Annotated in this window: 26 protein-coding genes and 1 pseudogene; 19 read left to right on the top strand and 8 right to left on the bottom strand. The window is 73.5% G+C overall.

The genetic code is table 11. The features are described 5' to 3' along the window. The 4 genes from Acit_RS11460 to Acit_RS11445 all read left to right on the top strand — a co-directional run. On the top strand, positions 1-805 hold an 805-nt coding region (locus tag Acit_RS11460; RefSeq protein ID WP_282436850.1), incomplete at its 5' end, for an adenine deaminase C-terminal domain-containing protein. Positions 806-974: 169 nt separating this feature from the next. Next, on the top strand, positions 975-3,086 hold the full coding sequence (locus Acit_RS13720; protein WP_248109163.1) for an HAD-IIIC family phosphatase: 2,112 nt from the start codon (positions 975-977) through the stop codon (positions 3,084-3,086). A 272-nt stretch (positions 3,087-3,358) separates the two neighbouring features. Then, positions 3,359-3,643 (top strand): hypothetical protein, encoded by a 285-nt coding sequence (locus Acit_RS11450; protein WP_248109161.1) that lies wholly within the window; start codon positions 3,359-3,361, stop codon positions 3,641-3,643. A gap of 562 nt (positions 3,644-4,205) precedes the next feature. Continuing rightward, the gene (locus tag Acit_RS11445; protein ID WP_248109159.1) at positions 4,206-5,135 is read left to right on the top strand and encodes a class I SAM-dependent methyltransferase; all 930 of its coding nucleotides are present in this window, start codon (positions 4,206-4,208) and stop codon (positions 5,133-5,135) included. A 76-nt stretch (positions 5,136-5,211) separates the two neighbouring features. Here the strand turns inward: Acit_RS11445 and Acit_RS11440 are convergent, their stop codons facing one another. The 3 genes from Acit_RS11440 to Acit_RS11430 form a co-directional block, all read right to left on the bottom strand. Further along, a complete protein-coding gene (locus tag Acit_RS11440; RefSeq protein WP_376746056.1) occupies positions 5,212-6,012 on the bottom strand; it encodes an ABC transporter permease in 801 nt (266 codons plus the stop codon). A gap of 14 nt (positions 6,013-6,026) precedes the next feature. Beyond that, positions 6,027-6,929 (bottom strand): ABC transporter ATP-binding protein, encoded by a 903-nt coding sequence (locus Acit_RS11435; RefSeq protein ID WP_376746055.1) that lies wholly within the window; start codon positions 6,927-6,929, stop codon positions 6,027-6,029. A gap of 133 nt (positions 6,930-7,062) precedes the next feature. After that, positions 7,063-8,811 (bottom strand): N-acyl-D-amino-acid deacylase family protein, encoded by a 1,749-nt coding sequence (locus Acit_RS11430; RefSeq protein WP_248109153.1) that lies wholly within the window; start codon positions 8,809-8,811, stop codon positions 7,063-7,065. Positions 8,812-8,891: 80 nt separating this feature from the next. On the opposite strand from Acit_RS11430, the gene Acit_RS11425 reads away from it, so the two are divergent. From Acit_RS11425 to Acit_RS11400, 6 genes are read left to right on the top strand one after another with little or no spacing between them, the layout of a single operon-like run. Further along, entirely contained in the window at positions 8,892-10,190 is a 1,299-nt protein-coding gene (locus tag Acit_RS11425; RefSeq protein WP_248109151.1) for a YgeY family selenium metabolism-linked hydrolase, read from the top strand. Continuing rightward, the gene (locus Acit_RS11420; protein WP_248109150.1) at positions 10,187-12,781 is read left to right on the top strand and encodes a molybdopterin cofactor-binding domain-containing protein; all 2,595 of its coding nucleotides are present in this window, start codon (positions 10,187-10,189) and stop codon (positions 12,779-12,781) included. The genes Acit_RS11425 and Acit_RS11420 overlap by 4 nt, the downstream gene beginning before the upstream one ends. Continuing rightward, complete coding sequence (locus tag Acit_RS11415) at positions 12,778-13,824, top strand: amidohydrolase family protein (protein ID WP_248109149.1); 1,047 nt, start codon at positions 12,778-12,780, stop codon at positions 13,822-13,824. The genes Acit_RS11420 and Acit_RS11415 overlap by 4 nt, the downstream gene beginning before the upstream one ends. Before the next feature lie 39 nt (positions 13,825-13,863). Then, on the top strand, positions 13,864-14,898 hold the full coding sequence (locus Acit_RS11410) for an LLM class flavin-dependent oxidoreductase (protein ID WP_248109147.1): 1,035 nt from the start codon (positions 13,864-13,866) through the stop codon (positions 14,896-14,898). Next, positions 14,895-15,335: a helix-turn-helix domain-containing protein gene (locus tag Acit_RS11405; protein WP_248109145.1), complete on the top strand. Its 441-nt coding sequence runs from the start codon at positions 14,895-14,897 to the stop codon at positions 15,333-15,335. The genes Acit_RS11410 and Acit_RS11405 overlap by 4 nt, the downstream gene beginning before the upstream one ends. Positions 15,336-15,345: 10 nt before the next feature. Further along, positions 15,346-15,774, top strand: coding sequence for a hypothetical protein (locus tag Acit_RS11400; protein WP_248109144.1), 429 nt, complete (start codon positions 15,346-15,348; stop codon positions 15,772-15,774). On the opposite strand, the gene Acit_RS11395 is transcribed toward Acit_RS11400, so the two are convergent. Continuing rightward, on the bottom strand, positions 15,763-16,833 hold the full coding sequence (locus tag Acit_RS11395) for a COX15/CtaA family protein (protein ID WP_248109143.1): 1,071 nt from the start codon (positions 16,831-16,833) through the stop codon (positions 15,763-15,765). The two genes, Acit_RS11400 and Acit_RS11395, sit on opposite strands and share 12 nt — an antisense overlap. Before the next feature lie 75 nt (positions 16,834-16,908). Between Acit_RS11395 and Acit_RS11390 the strand changes: the two genes are divergently transcribed. The 6 genes from Acit_RS11390 (at position 16,909) to Acit_RS11365 (ending at position 21,157) form a co-directional block, all read left to right on the top strand. Then, positions 16,909-17,589 (top strand): TetR/AcrR family transcriptional regulator, encoded by a 681-nt coding sequence (locus Acit_RS11390; RefSeq protein ID WP_248109141.1) that lies wholly within the window; start codon positions 16,909-16,911, stop codon positions 17,587-17,589. Beyond that, positions 17,579-18,379 carry an SDR family NAD(P)-dependent oxidoreductase gene (locus tag Acit_RS11385; RefSeq protein ID WP_248109140.1) on the top strand — a complete coding sequence of 267 codons (801 nt, stop codon included), beginning with the start codon at positions 17,579-17,581 and terminating at the stop codon, positions 18,377-18,379. The genes Acit_RS11390 and Acit_RS11385 overlap by 11 nt, the downstream gene beginning before the upstream one ends. A 293-nt stretch (positions 18,380-18,672) precedes the next feature. Beyond that, positions 18,673-19,251 carry a hypothetical protein gene (locus Acit_RS11380; RefSeq protein ID WP_248109138.1) on the top strand — a complete coding sequence of 193 codons (579 nt, stop codon included), beginning with the start codon at positions 18,673-18,675 and terminating at the stop codon, positions 19,249-19,251. Continuing rightward, entirely contained in the window at positions 19,248-19,388 is a 141-nt protein-coding gene (locus tag Acit_RS11375; RefSeq protein WP_248109136.1) for a hypothetical protein, read from the top strand. The genes Acit_RS11380 and Acit_RS11375 overlap by 4 nt, the downstream gene beginning before the upstream one ends. A 406-nt stretch (positions 19,389-19,794) precedes the next feature. Beyond that, positions 19,795-20,340, top strand: coding sequence for a GNAT family N-acetyltransferase (locus tag Acit_RS11370; protein WP_248109135.1), 546 nt, complete (start codon positions 19,795-19,797; stop codon positions 20,338-20,340). Between the two features lie 16 nt (positions 20,341-20,356). Next, positions 20,357-21,157, top strand: coding sequence for an acyl-[acyl-carrier-protein] thioesterase (locus Acit_RS11365; RefSeq protein ID WP_248109133.1), 801 nt, complete (start codon positions 20,357-20,359; stop codon positions 21,155-21,157). Here Acit_RS11365 and Acit_RS11360 read toward each other — a convergent pair. From Acit_RS11360 to Acit_RS11350, 3 genes are read right to left on the bottom strand one after another with little or no spacing between them, the layout of a single operon-like run. Further along, positions 21,133-21,948, bottom strand: coding sequence for a fructosamine kinase family protein (locus Acit_RS11360; protein ID WP_248109132.1), 816 nt, complete (start codon positions 21,946-21,948; stop codon positions 21,133-21,135). The two genes, Acit_RS11365 and Acit_RS11360, sit on opposite strands and share 25 nt — an antisense overlap. Before the next feature lie 47 nt (positions 21,949-21,995). Beyond that, positions 21,996-22,460, bottom strand: coding sequence for a low molecular weight protein-tyrosine-phosphatase (locus Acit_RS11355; protein ID WP_248109130.1), 465 nt, complete (start codon positions 22,458-22,460; stop codon positions 21,996-21,998). 33 nt (positions 22,461-22,493) lie between these two features. Continuing rightward, on the bottom strand, positions 22,494-23,042 hold the full coding sequence (locus Acit_RS11350) for a GNAT family N-acetyltransferase (protein ID WP_248109129.1): 549 nt from the start codon (positions 23,040-23,042) through the stop codon (positions 22,494-22,496). Between the two features lie 103 nt (positions 23,043-23,145). On the opposite strand from Acit_RS11350, the pseudogene Acit_RS14025 reads away from it, so the two are divergent. The 3 genes and pseudogenes from Acit_RS14025 to Acit_RS13265 all read left to right on the top strand — a co-directional run. Next, positions 23,146-23,820, top strand: a pseudogene (locus Acit_RS14025) (flavin-containing monooxygenase); the annotation flags it as partial. 1,098 nt (positions 23,821-24,918) lie between these two features. Beyond that, the gene (locus Acit_RS14020; RefSeq protein WP_376746054.1) at positions 24,919-25,818 is read left to right on the top strand and encodes an alpha/beta hydrolase fold domain-containing protein; all 900 of its coding nucleotides are present in this window, start codon (positions 24,919-24,921) and stop codon (positions 25,816-25,818) included. Between the two features lie 97 nt (positions 25,819-25,915). Further along, a complete protein-coding gene (locus Acit_RS13265) occupies positions 25,916-26,677 on the top strand; it encodes an IS30 family transposase (RefSeq protein WP_282436846.1) in 762 nt (253 codons plus the stop codon). A 67-nt stretch (positions 26,678-26,744) separates the two neighbouring features. On the opposite strand, the gene Acit_RS11335 is transcribed toward Acit_RS13265, so the two are convergent. Then, positions 26,745-26,952 (bottom strand): hypothetical protein (locus tag Acit_RS11335; RefSeq protein WP_248109127.1); only part of this gene is annotated, 208 nt, incomplete at its 5' end.

The following is a 26,952-nucleotide window of genomic DNA, read 5'->3' as shown; positions in this document are numbered from 1 at the left end:
CCCGGCCGCCTACCACGGCTTCACCCACCTCGGTCACCTCGGGCCCGGCTACCAGGCCGACGTCTGCGTCTTCGACCGCCTCCAGACCGTCGAGCCCGCCCTGGTCCTCCAGGCCGGCCGCCTCGTGGCCCGCAACGGCCGGCTCCGCCCCGGGGCGGTCCCCGCCCTCGAACCCCCGGACGTCCTCCGAGAGACGGTCCGCCTCGACCACCTCCCCGGGCCGGCCGAGCTCGACCTGGCCCTCCCCCCGGGCACCACCGTCCGGGCCATCGGCGTCGAGCCCCACAGCCTGAGCACCCGGGCCCTCCTCGTCCCCTTCGACGACCCCGCCGTCGACCTCGCCCGCCTGGCGGTCCTCGAGCGCCACCACGGGACCGGCCGGGTCGGCCTCGGGGCGGTCGTCGGTCTCGGCCTCCGAGCCGGGGCTCTCGCCTCCACCGTCGGCCACGACGCCCACAACGTCATGCTCTGCGGAGCCCGCGGGCCCGAGGGTCCCGCCGACATGGCCGTGGCCGTCGCCCGCCTGGCCGAGCTCGGCGGTGGCCAGGTGGCGGTCCTCGACGGTCAGGTCCTCGCCGAGCTCCCCCTGCCCCTCGGCGGCCTCATGAGCGACCAGCCGGCCCCCACGGTGGCCGAGGCCCAGGCCCGCCTCGAACGGGTCGCCGCCGAAGCCCTCGGGGTCCGCTTCCCCGCCCCCTTCATGACCCTCAGCTTCCTCGGCCTCTCCGTCATCCCCGAGCTCCGCCTCACCGACCGGGGCCTGGTCGACGTCGGGGCGTTCGCCCTCACCCCCCTCGTCCCCTGAAAGGCCCTGACAGGGGGGCCGGCAAGGCCACGGACTCGGCACCCCGACCCGGTACTGGCCCGCAGCCTCCGCTCAAGGCACCCGACGTTCGTCCCGATACGTTCGGTTGAGCGCGTGGGAGGTGGACATGTACTTTGCCGTTGCTGTCTGCGATATTGAGGGTTTTCGTGTGCTCGGCCGGCTTCCCCTCCGCAGCCGCTGGCCGCACCTCAGGATCCAGCCGCTGCTCCCGGCCGATCAGCTGAACGCGGCACTCGAGCAGCTCCCGGCGCACGTTCGACCGATCGTCCGGAACCCGACGTCCTCGCCGACCGCCTCGGTGATCCTCGCCTCGCCCCTGCTGGCCCACATCACGCTGCCCGAGGGTCTTCCCGTAGTGACCGCAGAGGACATCGACGCGGCCTACCAGCGGTGGATGCACGAGCACTACCTGCCGATGCATCGCTCGGTCTTGTCCCACTTCCCTGACTCCCTCGTTCCGCCCCGGCCTGAACCGGAGCACCTCCGGGTCGAGATCGTCGGCAGCTGTGTCGCCGAGTCCTTCGCCGCATCGATTCCCTGGATCGCGGCACAGGTCGACATCGCCGCCGAGGTAAACCTCGTCACCCACAACCACCCCGTCCCGGTCTGTCGCTCCCACCCCGATCCCGATCTTCAAATCGTCATTCCTCCATTCCGGTACATGCACCCGGGCAGAACCACCAACTTCTTCTGGTGGGAGCGTTCCGAGGACCGCTTCCTCGAGTGCGCCGAGCACATGAACAGCTACCTCGACGAAGTCGCCAAGGGGCTGCCGGCCCGATATCGGTTCGTCACCAACTTCCTCGAGCCCCTCTTCAACCCGCTCGGTTCGGAGATCGAGGACGACTCCCTCGGCAACTTCAAGGTGTTCGTGGCGAGACTGAACGAGCGCCTGGCCTCCTGGTGCGCCAGCCACGAGAACACCTTCATGGTCGACGCCGACGCCCTCGCGGCATCGGTGGGCCATTTCCATACCGACGACGGCATCAGCGCCTTCTTCTCCCACCGGGGCGTCCTCACCCCCAACGACGATCCCATCTTGCAGATTCGTGGCATCGAGAACCCTTATCCCATGGCTGCGAGCTTCGCTGTCAACCCGCTCGCCTGGTACGCCGCGCTCTTCTGCCACGTCCTCCAGCGGCGCACCACCCTTCTGGCGACCGACCCGGTGAAGCTGGTGATCACCGATCTCGACGGGACGCTCTGGCGCGGCGTGATCGCGGAGCACACCCCCGATCAAGACTTTGGACTCTGGGAAGCCGAGCCGTTCGCCTACGCCGAGGCGCTGCAGATCCTGCGCCGGCGGGGCATCCTGCTCGCCATCGCCAGCAAGAACGACGAAGCGTTCGTGCGCGCTCACTGGGACGAGTTCAAGTCCAGGGGCAGCGATCCTGTCGCCCTCGAGTCAGACCTCTCCCTCGACGACTTCGTCATGGCAAAGATCAGCTTCCGTCCGAAGTCCGAGAGCGTCAGGGAGATCCTGGCGGCGACGAACATCTCGGCAGCAAACACGGTCTTCATCGACGACAACCCCCTCGAACGCGAGGAGGTCCAGGCCGCCTTTCCCGAGATCCGGACCCTTGGCGCCGAGATGCACTACCTCCGTCGGGAACTGCTCTGGAGTCCCTACACGCAGCGGAGCTCCCTCACCAAGGAAGACGCGGAGCGAACCGCTCTGACCCGGCGGCGCATCTCCTTCCACCAGGTGTCGTCCTCGGCCGACGGCGGCGCCGGCTACCTGGCGACGCTGCGTCTTGAGCTCCGGGCAGGGGCGGTGGCCGACCCGGGCACCCCGGAGGTCGAGCGCTGCCTGCAGCTCATCAACAAGACCAACCAGTGGACCATCAATGGCCGTCGGCTCGACCGCCCGACCCTTGAGCGTCGCCTGGCCGCCGGCCAGCTCGCCCTATTCGGGGAAGTCCGCGACATCCACGGTTCCCATGGCATCGTCGTGGCTGGCCTCCTCGACCCCGCCGAGAGGATCCTCACCCACTTGGTCGTGAGCTGCCGCGTGATCGGCATGGGCATCGACGAGGCCTTCGCCGCGACCCTCTGCGACGTCTTCGGGGAGCTCCGGGTCGAGGCCGAGGCCACCGAGCGCAACAGCGCGGCCCAGGCCTTCCTCGCCCGTCATGCTCCCGACGGGATCCTCGCCTCGGTCCCCTGTCCGTCCCACGTGACCGTCATCGACGTCGGGCTCCCGGACCGCAGCCGCCAGGCTGCGGCGGCGGCCCCACCACCGGCGCTCCCGGTCGGCTGAATCCCTGCCAAGGGACCGGGACCCCTCGCCTTCCGCTGGTCGAGCGCCAACGCCGTTCCTGACCGTCGCTCGATCCCGCGTTGTCGCCGCCGGTATCTTGCCGCGCCCGAGACGCCGTTGGTCCAGGTCGGCGCCCTGTGAGCCGAGGCGGTGCCGGCGCGCCCCCGCGCGGGTGGCCCTCGACGGCACGAAGCTGCGGGCCGCAAAGGAGGCCATCGAGGCCGAGGCCCGAGGGCAGAGCTCAGCGCAGCTTCACCGAGCCTGATGCTCGCATGAGGAAGACGACCGACGGTTTCCACGACGACTCCAACGCCCAGGCCGTTGGGGACGAGGAGAACCCGGTGGTCTTCGCAGCCCAGGTCGTGCAGCACGCCGCCGATGTCGACAAGCTGCTCCCCATGGCCGAAGCCGCTGGTCACAGCCTCGGCGTGGCTGGCCTGGGCGTCACCTTCGATCTGCTGCTCACCGACGCCGGCTCCTGCTCGGACGACAACCGTGCACGACCCGAGGAAGCCAGCCTCGGTGCCCTCGTCGCTGCCGGGAGGATCAGGCGATGAGGACGCGTCGTGTCGCCAAAAGGCCGCATCCCCACCAACGCCACGCGCCGTGAGCTCATGGCGCGTCGACTCCGGACCAAGGCCGGGCGTGCCGACTCCGCCCGGCGCAAGGCCATCGTCGAACCAGCATTCGGGTAGACGAAGGCCGTCCAACAACGCGCCGGCCATCTCCGGCTGCGCGGCTTGGCGGGAGCGAAAGGCGAATGGATGCTCCACGTCATCTGCCACAACCTGCGGAAGCTCGAGATCGCCAAGAAGACCCAGATCGGCCTCGCGTGAGCCCCTCCACGCCCTGACCCGCCGCAATCTGGCCCCACGATCTCCTCCCCAGGTTGCAGGAGCAGCCCAGCACGACCGGTCCTCCGACCACCAGGCGTCAACGCCGACCCGGTGGCCCATTCGGACCCACGCGCCGATCAGCTCGCCTCGCCCTCCCGGGCGCCGAGGCCTTCCGCCAGGTCCGGGCTCAGCTCCCCACGGCTCGTCCCGACCAGGCCTTCCTCACTGCCCTCGTGGCCTGCTGGCCCGAGCTTTGCCAGGGGCGGCAGCTACCATCACCGCCGTGGCCGAGGACCCTAGAGGACCGAACCTGGCCACCTGGCAGGTCCGGTTGGCCCGCCGGGTGGTCACCCTCGCTCGACGGGCCCTGACCGGCTCCCCCGAGGTCATCCTCGACGTGGCCTACCGGGCCATCCTCCAGCGGGCTCCGGACGGGCACGCCCGCCAGGAGTACCTCCCCGCCCTCCGCGACGGTCGCCTCTCGGTCGAGCAGCTGGGCCGACGGCTGGTCGAGTCCGACGAGTTCACCCACTGGGCCGCCCACCAGGACCTCGGCCTCTCCCTCCACGTCAGCCGGGCTGCCTTCGTCCGGGGCCTACCCCCGGCCCGGCGCATCCTCGACCTCGGCGGCACCGACCTCGGCCACGACCACGGCGCCTTCCTCACCCTCGGCTACCCCTACCCTTTCGAGGAGATCGTCGTCGTCGACCTGCCCCCCTCGGCGCGCCACCCTCATTACGCCCAGGGCGGCCGACGCACCGAAGTCCACACCGACCGAGGCGTGGTCCGCTACGCCTACCACTCGATGACCGAGCTCGACGCCTACCCGGCCGATCACTTCGACCTGGTCTACAGCGGCCAGAGCATCGAGCACGTTCCCCCCGACGACGCGGACCGCATGCTCGCGGGCGCCTTCCGGGTCTTGCGGCCCGGAGGCTGGCTCGGGGTGGACACCCCCAACGCCCGACTCACCCGGCGCCAGTCCCCCACGCTCATCGACCCGGACCACCGCTACGAGTACCGGGCCGACGAGCTCCAGGCCAAGCTGGAAGCCGCCGGTTTCGAGCTGGTGGAGCGCAAGGGCCTGGTCCTCGGGCTTGAGCTCTTGGCCGGAACCGGCTTCGACCCCGCCGCCCTCGCTCGCCATCCCGGCGTCTTCGCCGACGCCGAGGCCTGCTACGCCCTGGCGTTCTTGGGCCGCAAACCGGGCTGAGCGACCCACCCGGCGAGCCCCGGCGGTGCCCGGAGCGGACTGGGCGCCTCCCCCTCGGACTCTCGGACCTGCGCCTTCACACCCGGGCGGTGTCCTTGCGGAACCGCCAGGCGGCTCCGGCGACGAAGAGCACCAGCCACACCACCAGGTTCGCCACCCAGCTCCAGTGGAAGCCGCCCTGGACCAGGGGGTAGTGCACGAGCTGGTTCAGGCCGTAGAGGGGCGTGAAGGTCGCGAGCACCCGAAGCGGATGGGAGAACTGGCTCAAGGGGATGAACAGCCCGCCGCCGAAGGAGAAGAGCATGAGGGAGAACCCGATGATCTGCATCACGTTCTCCGAGGGCAGCAGGTAGCCGACGAAGAGTCCGAACGCGGCGAACAGCAACGAGCCCAGCCAGAGGGCCATCCCGCTGGCCAACCAGGTGCCAAGGGGCATGGCCGGCTTGTGGGTCAGGACGCCGACCGCGAAGACGGCCACCACGGCGAGCAGGCCGAGGGCCAGCGAGGTGGCCATTTTGATGGCGATGTAGGCCACGGGTTGCAGCGGTGTGATCCGCAGCTGGCGGCTCCAGCCCTGGAGCCGTTCGACTGACACCATCGCTCCGCCGCTGGCGGTGGCCAGCACGGCGCCGTAGAGGGCCATGGAGATCATGATGAAGGCCGACTCGTTGCCGTCCCCCACCCGGTTCGTGGCATACGCGCTGTTCAACCCGAAGAGCAAGAAGAAGAGCACCGGGACGACCAGGGTAAAGATCACGGTCCGCCGGTTGCGCAGCAGGCGGCGCAGCTCGATGGCCACAAGACCAGGCGAGAAGCCCCCGAGGGGTGGCACGGACCGCGCCTGGGGATCCAGCGAAGCGGTCGATGCGCCGGGCAGTTGCGGGGACCCGCTCACCGGCGCCTCCGCCCCTCGCCGGTGCCGAGCGCCTCCTGGTCGTCGCCGGTCAGCGCCACGAACGCCTCCTCCAGGCCGAGGGCGGTGATCTCCAGGTCCTTCGCCGGGGTCCTCGTCAGCAGGTAGCGGGCCACGGCGTCGCTGTCGGTCCCGTGGACCAGGACCGTCGATCCCCGCACCTCGACTCGGTCCACCCCCGGAAGGACCCGCAGGGTCGCCACGTCGGGCTCGGCCAGCGTGGCCCGCACCGTCCGGCCCGCGGCGAGCGCCTTCACCTCGGCGGCGGTCCCGTCGGCCACGATCCGACCCCGGCGCACCAGCACCACCCGGTCGGCGTAGCTGTCGGCCTCCTCCAGGTAGTGCGTGGCGAAGACCACCGTCCGCCCGGCGGCCGTGTCCTGTCGGATGGCGGCCCAGAAGCTCCGCCGGCCCTCCACGTCCATCCCCTGGGTCGGCTCGTCCAGCAACAGCAGCTTCGGGTCGGGCAGCAGGGCCATGGCGAAGCGCAGCCGCTGCTGCTCACCGCCCGAGCACTTCCCGACCAGCCGACCAGCGATGGCGGCGATCCCCGCCCGTTCGAGCACCTCCTCGGGTGCCCGGCCGCTCGGGAACAGTCGGGCCGTGTAGGCGACCGTCTCGGCCACCGTCAGGTCCTTCAGCAGCCCCCCGCTCTGCAGCACCGCCGAGACCAGGCCCCGCCGCACCGCCTCCCGAGGGGGCATGCCGAACACCGAGACCTGCCCCCGGGTCGGCGCCGCCAAGCCGAGGACCAGGTCCATGGTGGTCGTCTTGCCCGCGCCGTTCGGCCCCAGGAACGCCACCACCTCGCCCGGCTCGATCCGCAGGTCCACCCCCCGCACCGCCTGCACCGAGCCGTAGTGCTTCTCCACCCCGACCAGCTCGACGGCCGCGACGCAGCCGCCGGTCCCGTGGCCCCTCCCAGGGGACCCCTTGCCAGCCCCATCGCCTCCGGCCACCGGACTCCTCTGCGCTCCGACCGGCACCTCCCTCCGAGGATTGTTCCCCTGCAGGCTACCGGCCCGCCTCGCGCCCACCAGGCACTGCAGGGTCGCCGGGCTCGTCCTCCGCCGGGGGCACCGGCCCGGTCAGCCGCCCGGCCGCTGCGACCTGGCGCCCGCCGACCAGCACGGCCTGGATCCCGAGGGGGGGCAGCCGGGGCTCCTCGTAGGTGGCCCGGTCGGCCACGCGCTCGGGGTCGAAGACCACGAGGTCGGCCGGGACGCCGGGGGCCAGGATCCCCCGGCCGCTCCAACCGGCGGCCTCGGCAGCCCCCACGGTCATCGACCGCAGGGCCTCCACGAGGTCCAGGGCACCGAGCTCCCGCACGAAACGACCGAGCACCCGGGGGAAGGTGCCGTAGAGCCGGGGGTGGGGGTGCCCGTCGGGGTTCACCAGCGCGTCGCTGCCCACCCCGGTGAAGGGCTGGGCCAGGAAGCGGGCCACGTTCTCCTCGACGTTGTTGAACGAGACCAGCGAGACCGCCAGCCGGGCCTCCCGGAGCAGGTCGAGGACCACATCGAAGGCCGCCTGCGAGTGGGGGTCCCCGACCCCGGCGGCCGCCACCACCTCGGCGAAGGACCGCCCGGCCAGCCCCGGCCGGGGAGCATCGGCCACCACCAGGCCCTCCCAGCCCCCCGAGAACGCCCACCAGTTGTCCCAGCTCGTCGTGTCCCCGAGCAGCTGCTCCCGGATCCGGGCTCGCACCGCCGGGTCCCCCAGGCGGGCCAGGGCCGCCTCCACCCCGCCTTCGAGCACCCAGGGCGGCAGCAGCACCGTGGCCGTCGTCGAGCCGGCCGTGTAGGGGTGCACATCCGCGCTCAGGGGGAACCCAGCCGCCCGGTGGGCCTCGAGGATCTCCAGCAGCCGCGGGGCCAGCGGCCAGTTCCGCCGACCGGCCGTCTTGATGTGGCTGTAGTGCAGGTGGACCCCCGAGCGCCGGGCCACTTCCACCACCTCCTCGGTGGCCTCCACCACCCGGTCGCTCTCCGAACGCACGTGCACGAAGAACCGCCCGCCCCGGCGGGCCACCACCTCGCAGAGGGCCACCAGCTCCTCCACCCCGGCGTAGGCCGCCGGGACGTACACCAGCCCGGTCGAGAGCCCGAGGGCCCCCTCGGCCATGGCCCGGTCCACCACCGCCTGCATGGTCGCCAGCTCCTCGGGGCTCGGCGGCCGGTTGGCGGTCCCCATCACCAGCCGCCGCACCGTCGAGTGCCCCACCAGCACCGCCACCCGCGTGGTGGCCTCCCGGCGCAGCGCAGCCAGGTACTCGCCCACGCTCCGCCACCGCCAGCGCTCCAAGGGGATCCGGCCGTCCAGCCCGGCGATGGCCTCGGCCAGCTCCGCCGGCCCCGCCTCACCGACCGGGGCGGCCGAGATGCCATCCTGCCCGAAGACCTGGGCGGTGCACCCCTGGACCAGTTTCGGCTCGTCCCCCAGAGGGGCCGGCCCGCCCCGGCGCCACAGGGCGTAGAGGTCCGAGTGGGAGTGCAGGTCGACGAACCCCGGGGCCACCACCAGCCCCCCGGCGTCCAGCACGGCCTCCCCCTCTCCGGGCCGCAGCGAGGGGCCGAGCTCGGTCACCGTGCCCGCCGGCCCGATGCGCACGTCGAGCCGCTCCAGCCGACCCTCCCCGGGGCCCACGGGCCGTCCGCCCGGCCCGAGGCCGCTGAAGACCAGCCCGCCCCGCACCAGGAGGGGCTGGCGGTCCCCCAGGACGGCCCGGCCCGCTCCCTCCTCGCCCCTCGGCCCCGATCCCACCGGCCTGCCTCCAGCCATCGCCCCAGCCATTGACAAAATGTTGAACAGAGGGGAGCATAGGCCGGGAAGGAGGCCTCCGCATGACCGACGCGCTCACCGGCACCCCACCCGGCCAGGACCAGGGCCGCCGGCCCGGTTGGCTGCTCCCCGAGGCCGAGCGTCACCGCGGCCGGGTCACCGACCTCTTGGCCGACTTGGTCCACACCCCTTCGCTCTCCACCGACGAGGCCGCGGTCGTCGAACGCCTCCGGGCCGCCATGGTCGACCTGGGCTACGACGAGGTCCAGGTCGATCCCCTCGGCTCGGTCATCGGCCGCATCGGCGACGGGCCGGTCACCATCGTCTTCGACAGCCACATCGACACCGTCGACGTCGGCAGCCGCGACGAGTGGGCCCGGGACCCCTTCGAACCGGCCATCCTGCCCGACGCCGGCGGCGGGGTCCTCCACGGCCGGGGGGCCAGCGACGACAAGGGGGGCATGGCCGCCATGGTCCACGGCGCCGCCCTCTACAAGGAGCTGGCCTACGACCCCCGGGTCACCCTCTACGTCGTCGGCTCGGTCCAGGAGGAGGCCTGCGACGGCCTGGCCCTCGAGCACCTCCTCACGAAGGTCCTGCCCCGGCCCGACCTCGTGGTCCTCGGCGAGGCCACCCGCTGCCAGGTCTTCCGGGGCAACCGGGGCCGCATCGAAGCCCTCGTCCGCGTGGCCGGCTCCTCCTGCCACGCCTCGGCCCCCGAGCGGGGCGTCAACCCGGTCTACGGCCTGGCCCCCATCGTCGAGGCGGTCCGCCGCCTGAACGACCGTCTCCCCTCGGGCCCCTTCCTCGGCCCGGGCACCGTGGCCCTCACGAAGATCGAGTGCGAGACCCCCAGTCTGAACGCCGTGCCGGCCACCGCCACCCTCTACCTCGACCGCCGCCTCACCGAGGGCGAGGATCCCGACAGCGCCCTCGCCGAGCTCCGGGCCCTGCCCGAGGTCCAGGCCGTCGGGGCGACCGTCGAGCTGCTCACCTACGAGGCCACCAGCTTCACCGGCATCCCGGTCCGCCAGGAGAAGCGCTTCGCCACCTGGACCACCCCGGCCGATCACCCCGGGGTCCGAGCCGGCCTGGCCACCGGCCGGGACGCCTTGGGCCAGGAGCTCAGCCTCGGCCGCTGGGTGTTCTCCACCAACGGCGTGGCCTCCATGGGCAAGCTCGGCATCCCCACCATCGGCTTCGGCCCCGGCGACGAGGTTCACGCCCACACCGCCCACGACCAGTGCCCGGTCGACGACCTGGTGACCGCGGTCGCCTGGTACGCCGGGTTCCCCAGCCGCTTCGCCGACACCCTGACCGCCACCCGGGGGCCAGCGGCGGAGGAAGGAGGCCTTCGGTGACCACCACCTTCCAGCTCAACGGCCGGCCCGTCAGCGTCGAGGGGGACCACCCCCATCTCCTGGCCGCCCTCCGGGAGGAGCTCGGGGTCACCTCGGTGAAGGACGGCTGCAGCCCCCAGGGACAGTGCGGCTGCTGCACCGTCCTCCTCGACGGCAAGGCCCAGGTCAGCTGCCTGGTCTCCCTCGAGAAGGCTGCGGGCAAGACGGTCCAGACCCTCGAAGGGCTCGACCCGGCGGCCCGGGAGCGTCTGGCCCGGGCCTTCGCCGCCCACGGGGCCCTCCAGTGCGGCTTCTGCACCCCCGGCATCGTCCTGCGGGTCCACAGCCTCCTCGAGCGCCGGGGCCGGGACCTCACCCGGGAGGACGCCGCCCGCCATCTCGGGGCCCACCTCTGCCGCTGCACCGGCTACGTGAAGATCCTCGACGCCGTCGAGGCCCTCGCAGCCGGCGAGGACCCCGAGCCCGCCCCGCTCGGCGGGGTCGGGAGCCGGGGCACAAAGCTCGAGGCCACCGACCTGGCCCTGGGGGAGCGGCCCTTCGTCGACGACCTCCGGGTGCCCGGCATGCTCCACGCCGCCCTCCGCCTCGCCGACCACGCCCGGGCCGAGGTCCTCGCCATCGACACCGCCAAGGCCGCGGCCGAGCCGGGCGTGGTGGCGGTCCTCACCGCCAAGGACGTCCCCGGCGAGCTCCGGGTCGGCATCTTGGACCGGGACTGGCCGGTCCTCATCCCCGAGGGGGGCCGCACCTCCTACACCGGCGACGTCCTGGCCGTCGTGGTGGCCGAGGACCGGGCCACCGCCCGCCGGGCCGCCCAGCTGGTCGACGTCACCTACCGGCCGCTCCGGCCCATCGTCGACCCCGTGGCCGCCGTCTCGGACCCCGAGGACGCCGTCTGGGGCCTCTCGGGCAACGTCCTCTCCCGCACCGCCTACCGCCGCGGCGACGTCGACGCCGCCCTCGCCGAGGCGGCCCACGTGGTCCACGAGGTCTTCCAGACCCAGCGGGTCGAGCACGCCTTCTTGGAGCCCGAGTCCACCCTGGCGGTCCCCGAGCCCGACGGCACCCTCCACGTCTACTCCGGGGGCCAGGGCATCTGGGACGACCGGGACCAGATCGCCGCGGTGCTCGGTCTGCCCCCCGAGCGGGTCCTCGTCGAGCTGGTGTCCAACGGCGGGGCCTTCGGCGGCAAGGAGGACATGGCCAACCAGGCCCAGACGGCCCTCGCCGCCTTCCTCCTCGGCCGGCCGGTCAAGTGCACCCTCTCCCGGGAGGAGTCCCTCCGGATCCACCCCAAGCGCCACCCCATCCGCATCGAGGCCTGGGCAGCCGCAGACGACGAGGGCCGTCTGGTGGCCCTGCGCTCCCGCATGGTCGGCGACTCGGGCCCCTACGCCTCGGTCGGGGCGAAGGTCCTCGAGCGGGCCGCCGGGCACGCCACCGGCCCCTACGCCATCCCCAACGTCGACGTCGAAGCCCTGGCCGTCCGGACCAACAACCCGGTGGCCGGGGCGTTCCGGGGGTTCGGCTCGAACCAGGCCCAGTTCGCCATGGAGGGCCTCATGGACCGCCTGGCCGAGGCCTGCGGCCTGAGCGGCCTCGAGATCCGCCGCCGCAACGTCGTCCGGCCCGGCTCGGTCTGGGGCCCGGGCCAGGTCCTCGACGAGGGGGCCCTCGGGGCGGCCGCCTGCCTGGAGGCCCTCGCCCCGGACTACGAAGCCGCCCGGGCCGCCGGCAAGGCGGTGGGCCTCGGGCTCGGCATCAAGAACGCCGGGCTCGGCAACGGCGCCAAGGAGGTGGTCCGGGCCGTGGTCCGTCCCCTGGAGGACGGCACGGTCGAGGTCCGCCACTGCTGGACCGAGATGGGCCAGGGCGTCCACACCGTGGCCACCCAGGTGGCCGTCGAGGAACTCGGCTTGCCCCCCGAGCGGATCCGGGTCGTGGTCGACACCAGCCGGGAGCTCTCCGCCGGCCAGACCACCGGCTCCCGGGGCACCCTCATGGGGGCCGGGGCCATCGCGGATGCCTGCGCCAAGGCCAAGGCCGACGGCCTGCGCCCCGGGGTCGACTACCTGGGCACCTACGTGGTCGACTGGACCAACGCCGTCGAGGAGGGCCTCGAACACCCCGTGGTCCACTCGGCGTTCTCCTTCGCCGCCCAGCTCGTCGTCCTCGACCCGGCGAGCGGCGCCATCGAGCGGGTCGTGGCCGCCCACGACGTCGGCCGGGCCGTCAACCCCTTGCTCTGCGAGGGCCAGATCCAAGGAGCCCTCCACATGGGCCTCGGCTTCGCCCTCAGCGAGGCGTTCCCGGCCGACGAGGAGGGCCGGCCCACCCACCTGACCCTCCGCAGCCTCGGCATCATCCGGCCCAAGGACGTCCCGCCCATGGAGGTCCGCCTCATCGAGGTCCCCCAGCCCAGGGCCCCCTACGGGATCAAAGGGGTCGGGGAGATCGGCCTCGTGCCCACCGCCGGGGCCGTCGCCGCCGCCCTCCACGCCCTCGACGGCACCTGGCGCCGCCAGCTCCCCATGGGCCTGCCCTCCCCGAAGGGCGCCGCCCCCGGTCCCGCCGGCGAGGACGCGGCGTGAGCGACCCGAAGCTCCCCGACGGCTTCCCCGGTGCTCGGACTCCGGGCCTGGTCTGCGCCCACCACCACCTCTACTCGGCCCTCGCCCGGGGCATGCCCGCACCCCCGAAGGTGCCCCGCTCGTTCCCCGAGATCCTCGAGCAGGTCTGGTGGCGCCTCGACCGGGCCCTGGACCTCGACCTGGTCTACTGGTCGGCCAAGCTCGGGGCCCTCGAGGCCCTCCTGGCCGGCACCACGGCCATCGTCGACCACCACGCCTCCCCGAGCTGCATCGAGGGCTCCCTCGACGTCATCGCCCAGGCCTGCGCCGAGGTCGGGGTCCGGGTTCGCTGCTGCTACGAGGTCACCGACCGGGGCGGGCCCGCCGAGGCCAAGGCCGGCCTGGCCGAGAACGAGCGCTTCCTGCGGGCCGGCGGCCAGGGCTACGTCGGGGCCCACGCCTGCTTCACCCTCTCGCCCGCTACCCTCGAGGCGGTCTGCGGCCTGGCCGAGGACCTCGGGGTCGGGGTCCACATCCACGTCGCCGAGGACGCCTGCGACGCCGAGGCCGGGGCCCGCCTGGCCCCCCTGGCGCGAGACGACTGGTTGCTGGCCCACGGGGTCCACCTCGACCGGCCCCTCCCCGGCACCCTCGTCCACAACCCCCGCTCGAACATGCACAACGCTGTCGGCTACGCCCGGCCCCGGCGCTTCGGCGACCGGGTGGCCCTCGGCACCGACGGCATCGGCGGCGACATGCTCGAGGAGTTCCGCATCGCCTACGTCCGCCTCCGGGAGCACGACGTCACCGCCGCCCCCACCGAGCCCTGGGCCTGGCTGGCTGGCGGCTGGCGCCTGGTCCCCGAGGCCCTCGAGGACGAGGTGCTGTGGTCCTACGGCCCGATGGACCCCTGGCACCTGGCCTTCACCCCCGGGGTCCGGCCCCTGCAGGTCCGGGTCGGGGACCGCCTCGTCCTCGACCAGGGCCGACCGACCCTCGTCGACCCCGAGGAGGTCCGGGCCAAGGCGGCCGAGGCCGCCACCCGCCTCTTCGCCCGGCTCTGAGCCCACCCGCCCTCGCCGACCAGCCCCGAGGAGGACCCCATGCCCGACACCCCGCCCCCCGCCGCCGACCGGCCCCGCCGGGTCGCCCTCTACCTCCAAGACGCCCACCCCATCCGGGAGGGCATGGCCCTGGCCCGCTACGCCGAGCAGCGGGGCTTCGAGGCGGTCTGGCAGGCCGAGAGCCGCCTGGTCCGGGAGGCCACCGTGCCCATGGCCGCCTACGCGGCGGTCACCGAGCGGATCAAGGTCGGCTCGGGGGTGGTGAACAACTGGACCCGCAACCCCGCCCTCCTGGCCGCCACCTTCTCCACCCTCGACGACCTGGCCCCCGGTCGGGTCATCCTGGGCATCGGGGCCTGGTGGGACCCCCTGGCGAGGAAGGTCGGCATCGAGCGTCGCCGGCCCCTCCAGGCCATGCGGGAGACCGTCCAGGCGGTCCGGGCCCTCCTGGCGGACCAGACCGTCACCTTCCACGGCGAGTTCGTCCACCTCGACGGGGTCGAGCTCGACTACGTCCACCAGCCCCGCCGTCCCAAGCCGGTCCCCATCTACATCGGGGCCACCGGCATGCAGATGATGGCCCTCGCCGGGGAGATCGCCGACGGCGTGGTGCTGAACTACCTGGTCTCCCCCTCCTACAATGCCCAGGCGATGGCCCACCTCGCCGAGGGTGCCGCCCGGGCCGGCCGGGACGTCGAGGACCTCGACCGGCCTCAGCTCGTGGTCTGCTCCCTGGACGACGACCGCACGAAGGCCCTCGACGCCGCCCGCCTCCTCGTCACCCAGTACCTCGGGCAGCAGCCCCACATCATGGCCGCCTCCGGGGTCCCCGCCGAGCTGCTCGAGGAGATCGGCCGGATCCTCACCTGGCCGGCCACCAAGGACCAGATCGAGCGGGCCGCGGCCCTCGTGCCCGACGAGATCGTCCAGCTCATCACCGCCTCGGGCACCCCCGAGGAGTGCCGGGCCAAGGTCGCCCAGTACGTCGAGGGGGGCTGCACCTGCCCCATCCTCTACCCCCTCGGCGCCGACGTCCGGGCCATGATCGACGCCTTCTCGCCCCTGGCCGCGTGAGCCCCTCGTCCGCCCGCTCCCGTCGCCCGGCCCCGCCGCCGGCCCCTGCGGGGGCGGACGAACTGGTCGACGCCCTCCGGGCCACCCTCGAACCCATCGCCCAGGCGGTCGGGGCGGAGCTCGTGCCCCTCGAGGCCCTCGACGAGGGGGACATCCCGGTGGCCTGGGCGGGCCGGACCCTCCTCGGCTTCCGCCTCCCCGGCCTCCACGGCGCCCTCGAACGGCTTCTCCAGGCGGTCGAGCGGGAGGAGGGCGTGCCGCTGCGGGACCTGCCCCGGGAGGCCAAGCAGCGGGTGGTCGAGCGCCTCGACAAGGCCGGGGCCTTCACCGTCCGCCGGGCTGCCGAGGAGGTGGCCGACGCCCTCGGGGTCAGCCGCTTCACCGTCTACAACTACCTGAACGCCATCCGGGACCAAGCCGGCGGGCCCTCGGCCTGAGGGAGCGGCCGTGGCGCGACGACGGGGCCTGCTCATCGGCGGCGGCGTCCTCATCGCCCTCGGCGGGGTCCTCGCCGGGGTCCTGGCCGCGAGCGGCGGGGGCTCGGGGGCGGGGCCCTGCCCCCCCGGGGCCGCTCACGCCGCGGGCATCGACGTCCTCGCCGAGGCCGACCAGGCGCCGAGCAGCCTTTGGGCCAGCGCCGGCTTCGCCGACCAGCTGGCGTCCGGCACCGTCACCCCCCTCCCGAGCGGCGGGCCCTGGCAGCTCCTCGGGGCCGCCGGCCCGCCCAGCGCGGTCACCGTGACCCTTCGCCACGGCACCCAGACCGGCACCGTGCCGGTCGCCGTGACCTGCTCCGGCGGCCACTGGCTCCTCACCGGGCAGGGCCGCTTCCACCCCAGCCCCCGCTCCGGGGCCCAGACCAGCTCAGGGGGCTGAGGGGGGCTCCACGGGGGTCGCCTCGCTCCGGCCGCCGCCGAGCAGTCCCGCTGGCGACAGCCCGCCCAGCGGGGCCGGGGCCCACGCCTCGGCCGGCTCGGCCGTCTGAGGCGTTGGCACTGGGGCCGGCACCGGCTCGTAGAGGCCCAGGCTGTAGCGGAAGAGGGCCACGAGCAGCACCGCCGCCCCGATGACGTGGGCCTCGATGATCCCGGCCCGGAAGTGGGTGAAGTACACGCTCGCCCCGAGGGCCCCCTGCACCCCGAGCAGTCCGGCTGCCACCCAGAGGCGCCGCTGCACGTCCCGGGGGGCGCCGGTCGCCCCCAGGAGCACCAGCGTGGCCAGCATCACCCCGCCGAAGACCAGGCCCGAGCCGCCATGGACCAGCACCGTGCTCAGGATCGTGAAGCCGAAGCGGGGCGTGCCGTGCTGGCCGCTGTAGGGCCCCGTGCCGGTCACCACCGTCCCGAGGACCACCGTCACCCAGAAGCACAGTGCCAGCAGACGTGAGCCGAGGACCACCCCCCGGCCCACCCGGGGCCGAAGCTCGGGCAGCCCGAAGCGGCCCCGGGTGAGGGGGCCTGGTTTGCCAGCAAGCCAGTGGAGGGCCACGGCGTCCGAGAGCAGCAGCAACGCCAGCACCAGGTGGCTCGCCACCAGCGCCGGGTTCAGCTTCGCCAGGACCGTGATACCCCCGAGCACCGCCTCCCCGACGTAGCCCACCGCCAAGCCCAAGCTCAGCAGCACAAGCTCCCGCCGGCGGGGCCGGGCCGCCAGGGCGGTCACCACCAGCACCCCGATCAGCACCCCGATGGCCGTGATCAGGCAGCGGTTCGAGAACTCCACCCACGCGTGGTAGCTGGAGGCCGGGGCCACGATGCTCGCCCCGGTGCACTTCGGCCACGTCGGGCAGCCCAGGCCCGACTCCGAGACCCGAACCCAGCCGCCGGTGGCTACCAGGCCCACGATGGCCACCACCGCCGCCAGGCTCAGCCGGCGGTAGGTCGTCGGGCTCACCCGCAGCAGCCGCACCCCGCCAGTGTCCCGCGCCCCGGCCACCGGGGACCAGTCGGGATCAGTGCCGTCGGGCTCCGTGGCCCGTGGTCGGGGGCACCGTGTGCTAGGAACCCCGCAATGGACTCGGGGGGCCACCGCGGTCGCCGTCCGGCGAGAACCGAGCCGGGCAGGCCCGCGAACAGGGCCGAGTCCGAGGCCGCCCTTGAGCAGGCCGCGCTGGCCCTTTTGGCCCGCGACGGCGTCCTCGCTGGCCTCAACCTTCGGGAGGCCGCGGACCTCGCCGGGGTGAACCGCGGCCTGGTCTACCACTACTACGGCTCTCGGGGCCGCCTGCTCCGTCGGGCCATCAAGCGCACCGGGGAGCGGAGCCTCAGTCAGCTCCGGCGGCTCACGACGAAACGAGGCTTGCAACGCTGGCGGCGGGCCTTCGAGATCCTCCTGCGGGACCCCACGCCCGTGGAGCTCACCACCCTGTTGCTCCTCGACGGCACCGAACCCCTCCGCGTGGCCCCCTTGCTCGACCAGGCCATGGCCAGCTTGCGCCAGGACGTCGAGGCCGGCGAGCTCGCCCCCGACGTCGACCTGATCGCCCTCCACGCCGTGCTGGTCACCTCGGTCTACGGCTACCTCCTCTACCGCCGGGCCTTGGCCGCCGAGCACGGCCTGCCTGTCGGCCAGCTGGACCGGCGGGTCGCCGACCTCCTCTACGACCGGCTCCTGCCCCATCTCCGGGAACCCGCCCGAGGGAGACAGCCCCCCGAACCCGACGCCGCGACGGAGGACTGCCATGCCCGTTGAGCCCACAGCGACGAACCCTCCGTCTCGTCCTCCCGTCGACCTCCGGGGTCGGGTCGTCGTGGTCACCGGGGGCAGCGCCGGCATCGGGCTCGGGATCGCCCGGGGGATCGTCCGGGCCGGCGGGGCCGTGGCCTTGTGGGCCCGGCGGCTCGACCGGGCCGAGCAGGCCGCCGCGGAACTCGTCGACCTCGGGGGCACGGCCCTGGCCGTGGCCTGTGACGTCGCCGACGAGGCCCAGGTCGAGGCGGCTATGGCCCGGACCCTCGAGCGCTTCGGACGCCTCGACGCCCTGGTGGCCAACGCCGGCATCGGGGCTCGCCGGACCCCGGTCACCGAGCTGTCCCTGGCCGAGTGGCGCTCGGTCCTCGCCGTCAACCTCGACGGCGCCTTCCTCACGCTGCGGGCTGCTGCCCGCCAGCTGATCGGGCAAGCCGAGGGCGGGGCCCTCGTCGCCGTGTCCTCCACCGCCGCCATCCACGGCCCGGCCCGGCAGAGCCCCTACGCGGCCAGCAAGACCGCCCTCCTCGGCCTGGTCCGCAGCCTGGCCGTCGAGCTGGCCCGCCACCGGATCCGGGTCAACGCCCTCCTGCCCGGCTGGACCGAGACCGAGCTGACCGCCCCGGCCCTCGCCGACGCCCGCTTCGTTGCCGTCACCACCCAGCGGACCCCCGTGCGCCGCTGGGCCACACCGGCCGACTTCGAGGCGGTCGGGGCCTTCCTCTGCGATCCCACCGTCGCCTTCCACACTGGCGACACCCTGGTGGTCGACGGCGGCTACACCGTGTTCTGACGGGCTTCGGTGGGGCTCGACGGGCTGCCCGGGGCCCTGGCCGCCGGCAGCGGTCACCGAGCTGGCCGCCGGTCTTGACGGTCACCGGAGAAGTCGCTACTGTTACGTATCATCACCGGTTCGTCGGCCCGGCGGAGGGTCGACGACGAAAGGAGGCGGGCATGCGTTCTCGTTCCCTGGGGGTCACAGGGGCTGTGACGTCCTTGGCTGGGTTGGCACTCTCCGGGCCGGTGCTGGCGGCGGCGACCACGACGACCCCGCCGGCTTCCCCACCCCTTTCCCTCCAACAACTCGTGGCAATCACCCCGCGTGGTGGCTCGGTCAGCCCCGCACCCGGCCAGACCGTGGCATTCTCGGACGCTGCCTGGGTCCGCCACGAGTTGGAGCAACCATGGCTGACCCCGGCCGAACGGGCCTATCTCGAGGCGCTCCCGGTGGCCGCCAGTGCGCCAAGTCCGGCAGCACTTGCGGCCGAAGCACCGCCGTCCCTCGCCGCGGTACCAGCGGGGGATCCGGTCATGAGCGGAGGCTGCAACTTCGAGGATGTATTCGGCGCCACTATCGCCTGGTTCCATGCCTACCTGGGTTTCTCGGACAACGGGACGAAGATCACGCAGGTGAGCACGCCGAACAACGACGTCTGGGAGTCGGCCCTGTCCCTGAACTCGGTCACCTATGAGGGCAGCAGCTTCTCGACGAGCCAACCGGCCACCGGGGTGGAGCAGGCGACCGCCCTGGACACCGGCCGATTCATCCAGTCGTTCGGCGTACCGTTCACCACTATCGAGCTTGATGCCAACATCCACTTCGACATGGACGGCAGCGGCGCATGGTCGTCACACCCGGTCTGCACGTCCAGTACGGGGTTGTGAGCGTGAGCTATCACTCCGTCGTTCTGGCTGCGTTCGCTGAATCGCCTGCATGGGAAAGCATCCTGGAGTTCGTCCTTGGCGGGGTGATCGGCATCGGTCTGCTCTACCTGATCGTCCGCATCGCGTCGAGGCGGTAGCGACGCCGACCGGGGAGCCAGTCCCGCTTCTCTCGCTCGACGCCTTCCTCGCCTGGCTCACCACAGCCCTGAGCTGTTCTGCGATCACGGATCCGGCGCAACCCCTGGCCAGTCTCGGCCTCGATGAGGTCGGCATGGCTGCTCTCGCGCTCCATCTCGACGAGCTCCTCGGACCGGACAGCTCCTGGCCCCTTGGAGAACTCGCGCCTGACCTGACGATCCGGGCCGTCTACCTCCGCTACCTCACAGCAGCCCAGCGCCCGCCTGTTCCACCCCCCTGTTCGCTTGCCTTCGACTCGGAGGAACACGCATGACCTGCCTGCAGTTCGATGCTGCTGGTGCCGCGACGGAACTGCCGGTCACCAGTGCGGTCCCGCTAGCAACACGACGATTCCAGTTGGTACCCGTGGCGCCAGAGCACCACCGGGCACTCTTCGCCTTGGCCACGGCGCACGAGCACCAGTATCGCTGGCGATTCCGGGGCGCGGTCCCACCCTTCGAGGTCTTCGAGCGGACGCTGCACCACCATGCCCTGGCCCAGTTCGTCATTGCGCCCTGCCGTCGCCCGGAGGCCGTCGCCGGTCACGTTCTGGCCTACGACGCCAGCCTCCAGGACGGGACTTGTTACCTCGGCGCCGTCCTCGCACCGGGAGCCACCGGCGCCCTGGAAGGCGTCATCCTCTTCATCCGGTTCCTCTTCGCTCACTGGCCCTTCCGGAAGCTCTACCTGCGGAGTCCCGTGTTCGCCGTCGGCGACTACGTCTCGGCCATCCGCAACGGCATCCTCCATGTCGAAGGGCGGCTCCGGGACCACATCTTCTACGGAGGCCGGACGTGGGACGAGCTGACCCTCGCCCTCTACCGGGAGCACGCTGACGAATGGCTGGCGAGCCACCACCTCCACCCGGTCAGCCCCGAGGCGCACGACCCCGACCTCGAGCCAGCGTCGTAGCCGGCAGACTGGCCCGGTGCCCGCGGCGCCCGACGACCCCGACCACCAGACCGCGACCTGGCTGGCAGCACGGCTCCCACCGGCCGGCCGGGTCCACCCGGGCGAGGCTCAGGTTCGCCTGGGGGACGCCCGGCCAGGCCGCCGGGCCCGCCTGGACGCCCTCGCCCGCTACCTCCAGGACGTGGCCGAGGACGACGCGGCCAGCGCCGACCTCGACCCCCAGGTGGGCTGGGTGCTCCGGCGTACCGAGCTCCACGTCGAGCGGTTCCCAGTCCTCGGGGAGCACCTGACCCTCCAGACCTTCTGCTCTGCCGTCGGGGCCCGCTGGGCCGAGCGGACCACCCTGCTCGCAGGCGACCGGGGCGGCCGGGTCGAGGCCCGGGCGGTCTGGGTGGCCCTGGACCTCCGCCGGGGCACCCCGACCCGGCTCGACGAGCGCTTCCTCGCCGTCTACGGCCCCTCGGCCGCGGGCCGCCGCGCCACCCTGCGGCTCCAGCTCCCCCCGCCCGAGCCAGGGGACCGGGCCGGCGCCCGGCCCTGGCCGCTTCGACGAGCCGACCTGGACGTCTGGGGGCACGCGAACAACGCCGTGGCCTGGGAAGCCGTCGAGGAGGTCCTCGGGGAGCACCCCCCGACCCCCCTGCGGGCCCTCCTCGAGCACCCCCAGGCCCTCCTCCCCGACCAGCGGCCCGCCCTCCTCGCCCGGACCAGGGCCGACGCGCTCGACGTCTGGCTCCTCGACCCGGCGAGCGGCCAGGTCCTCGTGGCCGCCCAGGTGGCCCCGGCGGCGGCTCAGGAGGCCCGGCGACCCACGTAGCGGCGGATCACCGCTAAGGCCTCGGCCCGGTAGGGGCCGTCGAAGAGCACCGTGTGGACCAGGAGCGGCACGAGCTGGAACAGGGCCACCCGGTCCTCGAAGCCCGCCGGCAGGGGCCGGACCTCTTCGTAGGCGGCCAGCAGCCGCCGGGGGACCGGGCCGAAGAGGCCGAGCATGGCCAGGTCCTCCTCGGGGTCCCCGCCGTGGGCCGAGGGGTCCAGCAGCCAGGCCCGTCCGTCGGCCCCGAAACGCACGTTGCCCCACCAGAGGTCCCCGTGCACCAGCCGGGCCGGGCCCTGGGGCAGCAGCTCGTCCAGGCGCTCCAGGAGAGGCGCCACCGCCCCGGCCAGCTGGCAGCGCCCCGCCAGCTCGGCCAGCCGGGCCCGGTAGAAGCCGACCTCGTCGACCGGGGTCAGCCAGGGGTCCACCGGGCAGCGGCCGATCCAGGCGCTCCCCCCGCCGAAGCGACCCCACGGGGACGGGGTGCCGTGGAGCGCGGCCAGGGCCCGACCCAGGGCCTCCTCGGCCGCCGGGGTCCGGGGCCCCTCGGGCACGAAGACCGTCACCAGCAGCCCGCGTTCGGCCAGGACCACCGCCGGCACCGGCGGCCCCCCGGGAGCCGCGGCCAGGGCCCGGAGCCCCTCGGCCTCGTCCAGCGCCCCCGGCCCCCCCTTGGCGACCAGCAGCCGGTCCCCGACCCGCACCCGCCAGGCCCCGCCCCCCAAGGGCCGGGCCTCGCTGGGCTCACCCAGACGAGCGGCCAGCAGGGCCAGCGGATCCGGGCCGCTCACCGGACGGTCCCCCTCACCGGACGGTCCCGCTCACCGGCTGGCCCCCTTCACCGGGCCGCGGCCAGCTCCTCGACCAGGCCCTGGCAGGCCCGTTCGATCAGGGTCAGGGCCTCGTCGAAGGCGGCCGGCCCGTCGAACCAGGGGTCGGGGACCTCGTCGTCGCCGGGCCCCGCCGCCGGGTCGGCGCGCCGGAGCAGCTCGGGCTCCACCGGCAGCCCCAAGCGCCGCAGGGCCGCGAGGTTGGCCCGGTCCGCAGCCAGCACCCGGTCGCCGGCCCGCACCGCCCGGGGGTCCAGCCGCCGGGCCCGGTGCGCGGGGACCGGCCAGCCCCGCCGGGCCAGGGCCGCCGCGGCCCGGCGGTCCATGCCCTCGCCCTCGTGCTCGGCCGAGGTCCCCGCCGAGGCGACCTGGACCTCGTCGGCCAGCCCGGCCTTCGCCAGCAGGGCCTCGGTGACCGCCGCCGCCATGGGGGACCGACAGATGTTGCCGTGGCAGATCATCCAGAGCCGCACCCCGCCATCCTGCCAGGCCCTGCCAGGCAGCCCTCAGGGCAGCGGCCGCTCCAGCACGCTGAACCAGAGATCGGGGCGCCGGGGCAGGCCGTAGCGGAGATCGCCGTAGGGGAAGGGGCGGCGCTCCCCGGTCGGCTCGAACCCCCGCCGCTCGTACCAGGCGATGAGCTCGTCTCGCATCCACAGCACCAGGAGCCGCAGGCGCCTGGCCCCGAGGCGCTCCGCCGCCACCCGGGCTCCCTCGGCCAGCAGCGCCCGGCCCACCCCCTGGCCCTGGGTGAGGGGATCGACCGCCAGCATGCCGAGCTCGGCGACCCCGCCCCCGAGGTCCTCCAGGTGGCAGCAGCCCACCAGCCGCTCCCCCTGGCGGGCCACCAGGACCAGGCTGCCCCGCTGGCGCAGCATGGCCCGCACCATCGGCTCGTCCACCCGCTGGCCGTCCAGGTAGTCGGCCTCGGTGGTCCAGCCCCGCCGGCTCCCATCGCCCCGGTAGGCGCTCTCGACGAGGGCCACCACGGCCGGCACGTCCGCCTCCTCGGCCAGGCCGAGGCGAAGCGGCGGCGGGGTCGGAGCGCGTTCCATGCCCCCAGCCTGCCCCGCCCCGCCCACCTCGGCGACCCCCGTCCTGACCGGCCGGTAGCTTCTTGACTGACGAGTCAAGCAAGAAGGGGCTCGGTGCGCGAAGATGGGAGAGCAGCGCCGAGCGGCTCTCGGGGGGCACCGGGGCCGGGTCGGCACCAGAGGGAGGGGGTGCGTCGTGGCAGACGTGAACAGCCAGGCCAGCGGGCACGGCGAGCCGGACGTGGACGTCGTGGTGGTCGGGGCCGGCATGGCCGGCCTCTACCAGGTCCATCGGCTCCGGCAGGCCGGTTTCCGGGTCCAGGGGTTCGAGGCCGCCGACGACGTGGGCGGCACCTGGTACTGGAACCGCTACCCCGGCGCCCGCTGCGACATCACCACCTTGGACTACTGCTACTCCTTCGACCCCGAGCTCGAGCGGGCCTGGCAGTGGTCGGAGAAGTACGCCACCCAGCCCGAGATCCTGGCCTACCTGCAGTTCGTGGCCGACCGCTACGACCTGCGGCGCTCGTTCCGCTTCTCCACGAAGGTGACCCGGGCCGCTTGGGACGAGGAGCGGCACCACTGGCGCATTGCCACCGATCAGGGCGACGAGCTCACCTGCCGCTTCCTCGTCATGGCCACCGGGTGCCTCTCGGTGCCGAAGACCTGGGACGTGCCCGGGGTCGAGCGGTTCCAGGGCGAGACCTACGTGACCGGCCGCTGGCCCCATCAGGGCGTGGACCTGGCCGGCAAGCGGGTCGGGGTCATCGGGACGGGCTCCTCGGGCATCCAGTGCATCCCGGAGATCGCCAAGGTGGCCGCCCAAGTGGTCGTCTTCCAGCGGACCCCGAACTTCTCGGCCCCGGCCCACCACGGCCCGCCCCCGGCCGAGCGGGTGGCCGCCCTGGCCGCCGACCGGGACGCCTACCGGGAGGCGGCCCGCTGGTCCCGGGGCGGGGTACCCATCGAGCCGACCACCGTCTTCGCCGCCCAGGTCCCCGAGGAGGAGCGCCGGGCCCGCTTCGAGGCGCGCTGGGCCGAGGGCGAGCTGTTCTCCATCCTCAACGTCTTCGCGGATCAGGGCACCCGGCTGGAGGCCAACGAGGTGGTGGCCGAGTTCATCCGGGAGAAGATCCGCCAGCAGGTGAAGGACCCCGAAGTGGCCGAGGCCCTCTCGCCCCGCAACCACCCCTTCGGCACGAAGCGCCCCTGCCTGGACGACGGCTACTACGCCACCTACAACCTGCCCCACGTCCGGCTGGTGGACCTCCGGCGGACCCCCATCGAGACGGTCGACGAGACCGGGGTCCGAACGAGCGCCGAGCACGTCGACCTCGACGTCTTGGTCCTCGCCACCGGCTTCGACGCCATGACCGGGGCCGTCCTCGCCGTCGACCCGATCGGCCGCGGCGGGCAGCGGCTCTCGGAGGCCTGGGCCGAGGGCCCGAGCACCTACCTCGGGCTCTGCGTCGCCGGGTTCCCGAACCTCTTCCTCATCACCGGCCCCCAGAGCCCATCTGTGCTCTCCAACATGGCCGTTTCCATCGAGCAGCACGTCGAGTGGGTGAGCGACTGCCTGGAGCGCCTCCGGGCCGAGGGCTTCACCGCCATCGAGCCGACCGAGACGGCCCAGGCCGGCTGGGGTCGGCACTGCGAGGACTGCGCCGCCATCACCCTCCACCCCCTGGCCGACTCGTGGTACATGGGGGCGAACGTGCCCGGCAAGCGCCGGGTCCTCTACCCCTACATCGGCGGGGTCGGCCCCTACCGGAAGATCTGTGACCAGGTGGCCGCCGGCGGGTACCTCGGGTTCGAGCGCCGGGGCCCGGCGGGCACCGCGCGGGACGAGACCGTGGTCTGCGAGCTCCAGCCCGACGTGGCCCTGGTCCTCGACCTCATGAACAGCCTCGGGCTGCCCCCGCTCGAGACCCTGCCGGTCGACCAGGCTCGGGCCACCATGACCGCCATGAACGCCCAGCGCCTCCCGGGCCCGGCCATGGCCAGCGTCGAGGACCTCACCGTGCCCGGGGCGGCCGGCCCGCTCCCGGCCCGCCGCTACGAGCCCGAGGCCGCCGGGCCCCGGCCCCTCGTGGTCTGGTTCCACGGGGGCGGCTGGGTCCTCGGGGACCTCGACTCCGACGACCCCCTGTGCCGGGACCTGGCCCGGCGCCTCGGGGCCGTGGTCCTCTCGGTGAACTACCGCCACGCCCCCGAGCACCGCTACCCGGCCGCGGCCCTCGACGCGGTCGCCGCCCTCGCCTGGGCCGCGGAGCACGCCGCCGAGCTCGGGGCGGATCCGGCCCAGGTGGTCGCGGCCGGCTGGTCCGCCGGGGGGAACCTGGCGGCCGTGGCCTGCCAGCAGCTCCGGGACCAGGGCGGGCCGCCCATCGCCGCCCAGCTGCTCCTCTGCCCGGTCACCGACTGCGACCTCGAGCGCCCGTCCTACCGGGCCAACGCCGAGGGCTACGTCCTCACCCTGCCCATGATGCGCTGGTTCTGGGACCTCTACGCCGACCCCGAGGACCGCACCTCCCCCCTCGCCTCGCCGCTGCGGGGCACCCTCGGCGGCCTGCCGCCGGCCGTGGTGGTCACCGCCCAGTTCGACCCGCTCCACGACGACGGGGCGGCCTACGCCCAGGCCCTCCAGCAGGCCGGGGTGCCCGTCACCCACCTCGACGCCCGGGGCCACACCCACACCTCCCTCACCATGGTCGGCCTCGTCCTCTCCGGCGAGCCGGTCCGGGCCGAGATGGTCGAGGCGCTGCGGCGGGTGCTGCCGGCGCGGGTCGGGGTGTAGGGCACGGAGGGAAGCCTGGCTGGTTCCGCCGGTGGTTGCGACATTCCGGCCATGGTGGTCGGTGCTGAAGGAAGCAACCACCGGTGGAGGTACCAGCATGCCAGGTCGGCGCCTCGGGTTGGAAGAGCGCGAGGAGATCCGGTTCGGGTTGGTGCGAGGCGAGTCGCTGCGCCAGATCGCTCGGCGCATCGAACGGCCGGTGTCGACCGTGGCCCGCGAGGTAAAGCGCAGCAGCGGTCCGACACGCTATGTGGCGACCTGCGCGCAGCGTCGAGCGGAACGTTGTGCTCGTCGGCCCAAGACCCCGCGGCTGCTTCGGGACGCTGCGCTGGCTCGACGGGTCACGGGGTGCTTGGTGAAGGACCGGGAGTCGCCGATGACGATCGCTCGTGCCGAGGGGGTGAGCCACGAGACGATCTACCAGGCGATCTACCGAGGAGACCGGGGTCTTGACCGGGGGTTGTGGCGGTATCTGCACCACCAGCGCCGCCGCCGACGCAGCCGACGGCACCCGGGTGACAAGAGGCGCTCGGTGCTGGGCCAGTTCCGGCCGATCACCCGGCGACCAGTAGCCGCCACTCGCCGCACCCAGATCGGGCATCTTGAAGGCGACCTGCTCATCGGCGGTAACCATTCAGGTGGCGGCGTGAACCTCGCTTCGTCGGGTGGGCGCGTTGGGTTGCGTTCTGGCGGGGGGGTGGTGAGGGTGCTGATGCTGTACCAGCGGATCCGGGGCCGCCCGGCCTCCCCCCGCCTGGTGCGCTGGACCACCGCCCTGGTCCTGGCCACCCTGGCCAGCTTCGCCCTGGTCTCGGCCCTGCTGGACCTGCTGCACCCGGCAGCCAACCCGTTCCGCTGACGCGGGACCGGCGCCGGTGGGCTGGCCCGGCGCCGGTCGGTGCACCTCGCGGTGGGCGCAGGCAGGCTCAGGTACCTGCGTTCACCGCGTCGCCGAAGGTGTACATCTGACCGTCCTTGGTGATCAGCCAGTAGCCCTGGCCGTCTTGGGTGGGGGCCACCGCCTGGGCCGGGTCGCCGGCCGGCAGCTGCACCCCGATGCCGGGCAAGGAGCCCAGGTAGGGGGCGTTGCCGAAGGCGAACACCCCGCCGTCGGCCCCGACCATCCAGTAGCCG

It is taken from the genome of Aciditerrimonas ferrireducens (genome assembly GCF_023130475.1).
Taxonomy (GTDB): Bacteria; Actinomycetota; Acidimicrobiia; order Acidimicrobiales; family UBA8190; genus Aciditerrimonas; species Aciditerrimonas ferrireducens.
The sequence above is the reverse complement of the archived record's forward strand: the minus strand, read 5'-3'. Positions and strand labels throughout refer to the sequence as shown.